Annotated in this window: 6 protein-coding genes and 1 pseudogene; 3 read left to right on the top strand and 4 right to left on the bottom strand. The window is 70.7% G+C overall.

Annotated elements, in window-relative coordinates; genetic code table 11:
* From AB0J09_RS50980 to AB0J09_RS50970, 3 genes are all read left to right on the top strand, one after another.
* Positions 1-250, top strand: a 250-nt coding sequence (locus AB0J09_RS50980) for a LuxR C-terminal-related transcriptional regulator (RefSeq protein ID WP_360708692.1), incomplete at its 5' end; no start/stop codon positions are given.
* A 365-nt stretch (positions 251-615) separates the two neighbouring features.
* Complete coding sequence (locus AB0J09_RS50975) at positions 616-816, top strand: hypothetical protein (protein WP_360708690.1); 201 nt, start codon at positions 616-618, stop codon at positions 814-816.
* On the top strand, positions 816-1,772 hold the full coding sequence (locus AB0J09_RS50970; protein ID WP_360708687.1) for a carbohydrate ABC transporter permease: 957 nt from the start codon (positions 816-818) through the stop codon (positions 1,770-1,772). Before AB0J09_RS50975 ends, AB0J09_RS50970 begins: the two co-directional genes overlap by 1 nt.
* On the opposite strand, the gene AB0J09_RS50965 is transcribed toward AB0J09_RS50970, so the two are convergent.
* The 4 genes and pseudogenes from AB0J09_RS50965 to AB0J09_RS50950 all read right to left on the bottom strand — a co-directional run.
* Entirely contained in the window at positions 1,762-2,757 is a 996-nt protein-coding gene (locus tag AB0J09_RS50965) for a cellulase family glycosylhydrolase (protein WP_360708684.1), read from the bottom strand. The genes AB0J09_RS50970 and AB0J09_RS50965 overlap by 11 nt on opposite strands.
* Before the next feature lie 2 nt (positions 2,758-2,759).
* Positions 2,760-5,249: a glycoside hydrolase family 2 protein gene (locus AB0J09_RS50960; protein WP_360708681.1), complete on the bottom strand. Its 2,490-nt coding sequence runs from the start codon at positions 5,247-5,249 to the stop codon at positions 2,760-2,762.
* Between the two features lie 67 nt (positions 5,250-5,316).
* Positions 5,317-6,351 (bottom strand): LacI family DNA-binding transcriptional regulator, encoded by a 1,035-nt coding sequence (locus AB0J09_RS50955; RefSeq protein ID WP_360708678.1) that lies wholly within the window; start codon positions 6,349-6,351, stop codon positions 5,317-5,319.
* 140 nt (positions 6,352-6,491) lie between these two features.
* Positions 6,492-7,022: pseudogene (locus tag AB0J09_RS50950) on the bottom strand (RNA helicase); the annotation flags it as partial.

The following is a 7,022-nucleotide window of genomic DNA, read 5'->3' as shown; positions in this document are numbered from 1 at the left end:
CGCGGGAGAGCGCGTGATCGATCCCGGGCTGGCGGCGGCGGCGCTCAGCGCGGGTCCCAACCCGTTGTCGGGGCGGGAGCGGGACGTGCTGGAGGCGGCGGCCGACGGCTCGACGATCGGCGACATCGCGCACAAGCTCCACCTGTCTGAGGGGACCGTGCGCAACTACCTGTCGTCGGCCATCCAGAAGACGCACGCCCGCAACCGCATCGAGGCGGTGCAGCGCGCCAAGTCGCAGGGGTGGCTCTGACACAGGCGGGGCCGGGGCCCGGGCTTCGGCCCTGCCCTTTCCTGGCTTGTGACAGTCCGCCCCCACGCCTCGGCGGCGATCGCTCGGTTCAGCCCCGACTTCTGCGAGACGTTGACGCCGGGTTGTTCGATGGAGCCCTTCGCGGAACGGACCATGCTGGTGATCTTCAGGTCTTCCACCACAACCATGCTGAACGTGTCGGCCAGTTCAGTGGTGGTCTGATGCTGCCAGTCCAAGGCACGGCGCTTGGCTGTCGCGCGGACCTTGGCGATCTGGGCGTACGTGCGGGCCAACCGACGGGAGATCGATCGGCCGGGGGTGCGAGTGCGGCGCTGGCGCGCGCTTTTCTTCTCCAAACGGCGCAGGTGCTCGCGTTCACCGTCGGCGCCAACACCGTCGGCGGCGTGCTCGACTCGGGCCTGATGATCGTCCCCTACCTGTACGACCAGGGATTCACCCACTTCAGGCTGGGCTACGCCTCCGCGATCGCGTGGGTGCTCTTCCTGATCATCTTCGTGCTGAGCCTCGTCAACCTGCGCGTGGGCCGCGCCATGAAGGAGCTGTGATGGCCGTCGCCCCGATGGACACGATCGCCCCGGTCCAGCAGTCCCCGCACAGGACGGAGACCGGCGGCAGCCGACGCTCCCGGATCAACGGGCATCTGCTGCGCCTGCCGTTCTACCTGCTGGCGCTGACGATGATCGCGCCGTTCTACTGGCTGATCATCACGGTGTTCAAGCCACCGAGGGAGCTGGCCAGGACGCCTCCGTCGTTCGTGCCGCAGTCCCCCACGTTCGCCAACTTCTACGACACGGAGTGGACCCCCAAGGGGATCAATCCCGGCCACCTGCAGGGCATCTTCCAGCGTTACCAGGTGGACTTCGGGTTCTGGCGGTTCATGTTCAACAGCATCTTCATCACCACCGCCATCACCGTCGGGTCGCTGCTGATCTGCTCGCTGGCCGCGTACGTGATCGCCAAGCACGACATCAAGGGGCGCCGGATCATCTTCCTGCTGATCATCGCCTCGATGATGGTGCCCTGGCAGACCACGCTGATCCCGAACTATGTGATCATGCGGAACCTGGGCTGGCTGGACAGCTACGCGGCCTACATCGTCCCGGCGCTGGCAAAGGCGTTCGTGCTGTTCTTCCTGGTGCAGTTCCTGCAGTCGATACCGAACGAGCTGATCCAGGCGGCCAGGGTGGACGGCGCCGGGGAGTGGCGGATCTGGTGGAAGATCGTGCTGCCGCTGCTGCGGCCGGCACTCGCCGCGATGTCGATCTTCATCGTGCTCGCGGAGTGGAACAACTTCCTCTGGCCGCTCATCATCGTGCAGAGCGACCAGATGGCGAACATCCCCGTCGCGCTGGCCAGGCTCAACTCCTACTTCACCGGGCCCGACCACCAAGGTGCGATCATGGCGGGCGGGCTGCTCGCGTCGGCCCCGACGATCGTCTTCTTCCTGATCTTCCAGAAGTACTTCACCCGCGGCATCGCGCTCAGCGGCCTCAAGGGCTGACCCGGTGCGCCTGGAGCAGCTCGAGGAGGTCCCTGTCCACCAGGAATCCGTCGAGCTGCTCGAAGCGCGCACCGGGCCGCCGGTGCCCGATCACCCCGAACGGCCCTTGGAACTCCCACAACGCGTATCCCCAGCCGAATGAGGCGAACACGCCGAGCACGTCGGACAGCCAGCGCAGCGCGACGTCGTTCAGCGTGTAGTCGTAGCAGCCGAACTCGCCCACGTGGACGGGCACGCCCTGGCCGGCCACCGCCCGCCACGGCGCGTAGAAGTCGCGCAGCCCGGCCCTGTCCCAGTGCCGCCCCTCGTAGTCGCAGGGATAGACGGGCTCGGGCAGGCCCTGTGAGCCCTGCCACCACTCGGCCCGGTAGTGGCTGACGCTCATCGGCCCGTAACCGCGGGTGCTGTGGATCACGCCGAGGTCGGCCAGCTCCGGCATGGCCACGTGGCCGCCGCCCAGCCCGTCGATCACGATCGGCCGATCCGGGTCGGCCTGCCTGATCTCGGCCACCACGCGGCGGATCACCGCCTCGTGCGCCGCCCTGGTGAACCCCCGCTCCCCCACGGATGGCGGCTCGTTGACGAGGTCGAAAGAGAGCTCGTCGGCAGGCACACCCCGGTAGCGGCGGGCGAAGCCGGTCCAGACGGCGCTGAAGCCGTCCTGCGCCTCCCGGTCGGCCCAGAGGTTGTGCTGCTCGCTCTCCCATCCGGTGATCACGTAGCCGGGGGCGCGGTGGAGGTTGAGCGAGAGATGCAGGCCGCGCTCGCGGCAGGCGGCGAGGTACGTGTCGAGCACCTCGAGCACCTGCTCGTCCGGGTGGGCGTAGTCGAGCCCGTCGGTCCAGAACCGGTAGTCGCACGGCATGCGGACGAAGTCGAAGCCCCACGAGGCGATCGCGTCCAGCACCCGCTCGTCCACCGGCGCCGGCTTGACGCCCGGGTTTTTCCAGAACATCCACTGCAGATTGAACCCGTAACGCCGCATGCTCAGGGCCTCCGCTCCGTGGTGCTTCCTCGCGCCACCACGTCATTGACACAGCGCAGCACCGGCGCGTGGACCAGGGCACGCTCGTCCAGGGCGGCCGCGGTGATCAGGAACTCGGCTCGCTCGCCGGGCAGCAGCGTGACGAGCTGGTCGTCGACCTGCGCGTCCGGGTCCAGCCGGTCGGGGAAGACGGCCAGGTCGCGCAGGAGCGTGCGGGCGGTGACCGTCAGCCGGAGCCCGTCCGGCGTGGGCTCGGTCGCCGTGTCGTAGCCCGGCTCGGGCAGGCGCAAGTCCCGGTCGGGCGCGAAGAACCACAGCGCCCGCCCCACCGGCGGCCCGCCGGCCCGCACCGCGGCATCGCCCGGCCCGGCCGGCAGGTCGCCGCCGGTCGCCACGGTGCCGTCGTGCTCGGTGATCCCGACCACGATCAGTTCGCCGGCGGGGTCGCCGGGCTGGGCGACGGGCCCGGACAGCGGCAGGGTGACGGCTGCCCGTGGCGGCACGTCCAGCGCGAGGGCCTGCGCCGCGAGCGTGGCGCCGTCGAAGTCGTGCCGTACGGCCCGCGCCGACGCCCGCCACGGCTGTCCGGTGTCGTTGACGGCGACCAGCGCCAGGCCGCCGTCGCGCGGCTGCACGGTCAGCAGCCGGTCGGCGTAGGCCCTGCGCAGCGCGTGGAACAGCGGCTTCTTCCTGTCGTCCCCGTCCACGGCCGACCACGAGGTGACCGGCCAGCAGTCGTTGAGCTGCCACACCACGCTGCCCGCGCAGTGGGGCCAGAGCGACCTGAAGTGCTCCACCCCGAGCTGGATGGCACGTGCCTGGTTGACCTGGGTGAGGTAGTGCCAGTCGTCGAAGGTCTCGGGGACGGGGAAGTACGGCTTGAGCCCGGCGGCCAGCTTGAGGTTGCCGTCGACGGCCTTCTGGTGGTGCAGCAGACCGCGGGAGTCGGGCAGCAGCGGCTCGTCGCTGATCGCCCTGCGGATCGTGGCGTAGGCGGCAGGGCCCTGGAAGCCGAACTCGGCGGCCATGCGGGGCCGGTACTCGCGGTAGACGGCGTAGTCGCGCTGGTTCCACACGTCCCAGATGTGCATGGTGCCGTGGCCCGGGTCGTTGGGCGGCAGGTCCATGGAGCCCGAGTAGGGGCTGCCCGGCCAGTACGGGCGGGTGGGGTCCAGCTCGGCCACGACGCGCGGCAGCAACTCCAGGTAGAAGTGCCCTCCCCAGCTGCGTCCCTGGAGCGAGTCCTGCCAGCCCCAGTCGAAGTAGCCCTCGATGTTCTCGTTGTTGCCGCACCACAGAGCCAGGCTCGGGTGCGCGCTCAGCCTGGCGACCTGCTCACGCGCCTCCGCCTCCACCTCGGCCCTGATCGGCTCCTCCTCGGGGTAGGCGGCGCAGGCGAACGGGAAGTCCTGCCAGACCAGCAGCCCGAGCCGGTCGCACAGGTCGTAGAAGTCCTCGCTCTCGTACAGGCCGCCGCCCCACACCCGGATCAGGTTGACGTTCGCCTCACACGCCTGGGCGAGCCTGGCGGCATAGCGGTCGCGGCCCACCCTGGTGGGGAAGCAGTCGTCGGGGATCCAGTTCACTCCCCTGACGAACACGTCGACGCCGTTGACGGCCAGCGTGAACGCGCCGCCCTCCGTGCGCAGGCTCACCTCGCGCAGCCCGATCTCCCGGCGCCACACGTCCTCGCCGGCCGTCACCTCGAGCTCGTAGAGCGCCTGCTCGCCGTACCCTCTCGGCCACCACAGCTCCGGGTCGGGCACCTCCAGCGTGATCACGGCCTCGCTCCGGCCCTCGGGGATCACAGCGCGCCCCGAAGCGCCCTTGATCGCCGCGGTCACCTCGGTGGCTCCCGCCTTCTCCACCTGGACGTGGACGTCCACCTTGGCCACCCCGTCGCCGAGGGTGACCAGCGGCCGCACTTCGGCGATCCTGGCCCCGCTCCACTCGTGCAGCCCGATCGGCTTCCAGATGCCCGCCGTGACCAGCGTCGGCCCCCAGTCCCAGCCGAAGTTGCAGGCCATCTTCCTGATGAACTGGTAGGGCTGGGTGTAGGCGCCCGGCCGGTCCCCGAGCTCCTCTTTCAGCCGCTCGGCGTACTCGAGCGCCGACCCGAACGTGACCGTCAGCCGGTTGCTTCCGATCCGCAGCGCGTGGCGGACGTCGAACCGGTAGGAGCGATGCATGTTCGCGGTCTCGCCCACGCGGACGCCGTTGAGCTCGACGGTGGCCACGGTGTCGAGCCCCTCGCACACCAGATCGGTGCGCTCGTGCTCGGTGCCGTCCCAGGTGAACTCCGTCTCGTAACGCCACTCGGTGCGGCCGATCCAGGCCAGCCGGGTCTCGTTGTCGTCGAGGTAGGGATCGGGGATCAGACCCGCGGCGAGCAGGTCGGTGTGCACGCAACCCGGGACGGTGGCCGGGGCCTCGACGTCGCCGCTCGCCGAGCGGACGGTCCAGGCTTCATGCAGGGGGCGGAACGGGGTCATCAACCCTCCGAGCTCGAGCGGCGGAGATTGACATCGCATCACTAAACCCGTTTAGTTGCAATGCCGATCACTGAGGTTTCTGCTCGGTCAAAGATGCGGGCGGGGCGGTGCTGCCCCTGGAGACCAGGCGCGGGTCGTCCTGTTGCGTGTCGGCCACCTGGCGGCCCTGGACCAGGTCGAGCAGGGATCGGGCGGCGTGGGCGCCGTAGGCGGCGATGTCCCTGCTGACCGCCGTCAGGTGCGGCCGGGCCAGCAGGCACAGTGCGGAGTCGTCCCAGGCCACGACGGACAGCTCGCCTGGCACCGAGATCCCCGCCTCGCGGGCGGCGGCGGTGCCCGCGACGGCCATCACGTCGTTGTCGTACACGATGGCGGTCGGCCGCTCGGGTCTGCGCAGGAGGTCGAGCGTGGCGCGCTCGCCGCTCTCACCGCTGTAGTCGGCGTACACGGTCATGCTCTCCACGCCGAGCCTGGCGGCCGTCTCCCGCATGGCGGCGGTCCTGACGCCGGTGTGCATGAGCTCCGCCGGGCCCGCGACCCTGGCGATCCTGCGATGCCCCAGCCCGGCCAGGTGCTCGACCACGGCGGCGAGCGCGCCGCCGTCGTCGATCCAGACGGCGGGCAGCCGCCCCGTGCTCTCGGGACCGCCGATGACCACGGCGGGCAGCCGCAGCTCCTCGAGCACGTCGATCCTGGCGTCCTCGGTCCGCAGGTCCACGACGAACACCCCGGCCACCCGGTGCTGCGCCCACCATTTCCGATAGATCGCGATCTCGGCCTCGTGGTCCTCGGTCATCTGCAGCAGCAGCCCGACGGACGCCGCCGACAGCGTGGCCTCGATGCCGGAGATCAGCTGCATGAAGAACGGCTCCAGCCCCAGCGTGCGCGCCGGGCGGTCCACGACCAGGCCCAGCACGTCGGGCCTGCCGTCGAACAGGGCCCGCGCCAGGCTGTTGGGCTGCCAGCCCAGCTCGGCGGCGATGGCCTGGATGCGGCGGCGGGTCTCGCTGGAGACGCCGGGACGGCCGTTCAGCGCGAACGACACCGCCCCTTTCGAGACGCCGGCCCTGCGTGCGATGTCGTCGATCGTGGGTCGCTTCATCGGCCGTCCCTGGGTTTACCGGTTCATGTTTGCCGCCAGCGTGACTCTACGACAAACGACACTGCCCGCCGCATCCCCATTGCGGGATGCGGCGGGCAGTTCAACGATCAGCACGACGGCCCGGTGCCGGGCCGGGCGCGTCAGCGTTCGAAGCGACGGCCCGAGTTGCGGCGGTAACCGCCGTTGCCGCTGCCGCGCTCGTCCGAGCGGCCGCCGACGGCGCGGTAGCCGTCACGCGGGGCGTCGGAGCGCGAGCCGCGCTCGCGGTCGGCAGAGACCGGGCGGCCACGGTCGGAGCTGTAACGCCCGCCGCGGTCGTCCGAGCGGTATCCACCGCGCTGGCCGCGGTCGTCCTGGCGGAACGGCCGGTCGTCGGAGCGGTTTCCGCCGCGCGGGCGCCGGTCGTCCCCGAAGGTACGCGGCTCCTGCGAACGCCCGAACGGCCGCTCACCGTCGGCATGCCGCCGGGGGCGCCGGTCGTCGCCGGAATTGAACGGCCGGTTGCCGTCCTCGTGGCGATGCGGGCGACGGTCCTCGCCGGGGCCGTACGCACGCTCTCCGTCCTCGTGCCGCCGAGGACGACGGTCGCCGTCGAAGTCGCGGCGCGGGCGGCGGCCGTTGCGGCGCTCGCCGTGACCGCCTTCGTTGCGGCGCGGGCGGAGCGGCTTGCG

The sequence above is a fragment of the Nonomuraea sp. NPDC049784 genome (assembly GCF_040659615.1).
Lineage (GTDB): Bacteria > Actinomycetota > Actinomycetes > Streptosporangiales > Streptosporangiaceae > Nonomuraea.
Note: the sequence above shows the minus strand (reverse complement) of the source record. Positions and strands in the feature narration are given on the sequence as shown.

Bases quoted from the DNA above. Each gene is read 5' to 3' on its own strand.
- AB0J09_RS50970 (WP_360708687.1), top strand. From the start codon at position 816: ATGGCCGTCGCCCCGATGGACACGATCGCCCCGGTCCAGCAGTCCCCG.
- AB0J09_RS50965 (WP_360708684.1), bottom strand. From the start codon at position 2,757: ATGCGGCGTTACGGGTTCAATCTGCAGTGGATGTTCTGGAAAAACCCG.
- AB0J09_RS50960 (WP_360708681.1), bottom strand. From the start codon at position 5,249: ATGACCCCGTTCCGCCCCCTGCATGAAGCCTGGACCGTCCGCTCGGCG.
- AB0J09_RS50955 (WP_360708678.1), bottom strand. From the start codon at position 6,351: ATGAAGCGACCCACGATCGACGACATCGCACGCAGGGCCGGCGTCTCG.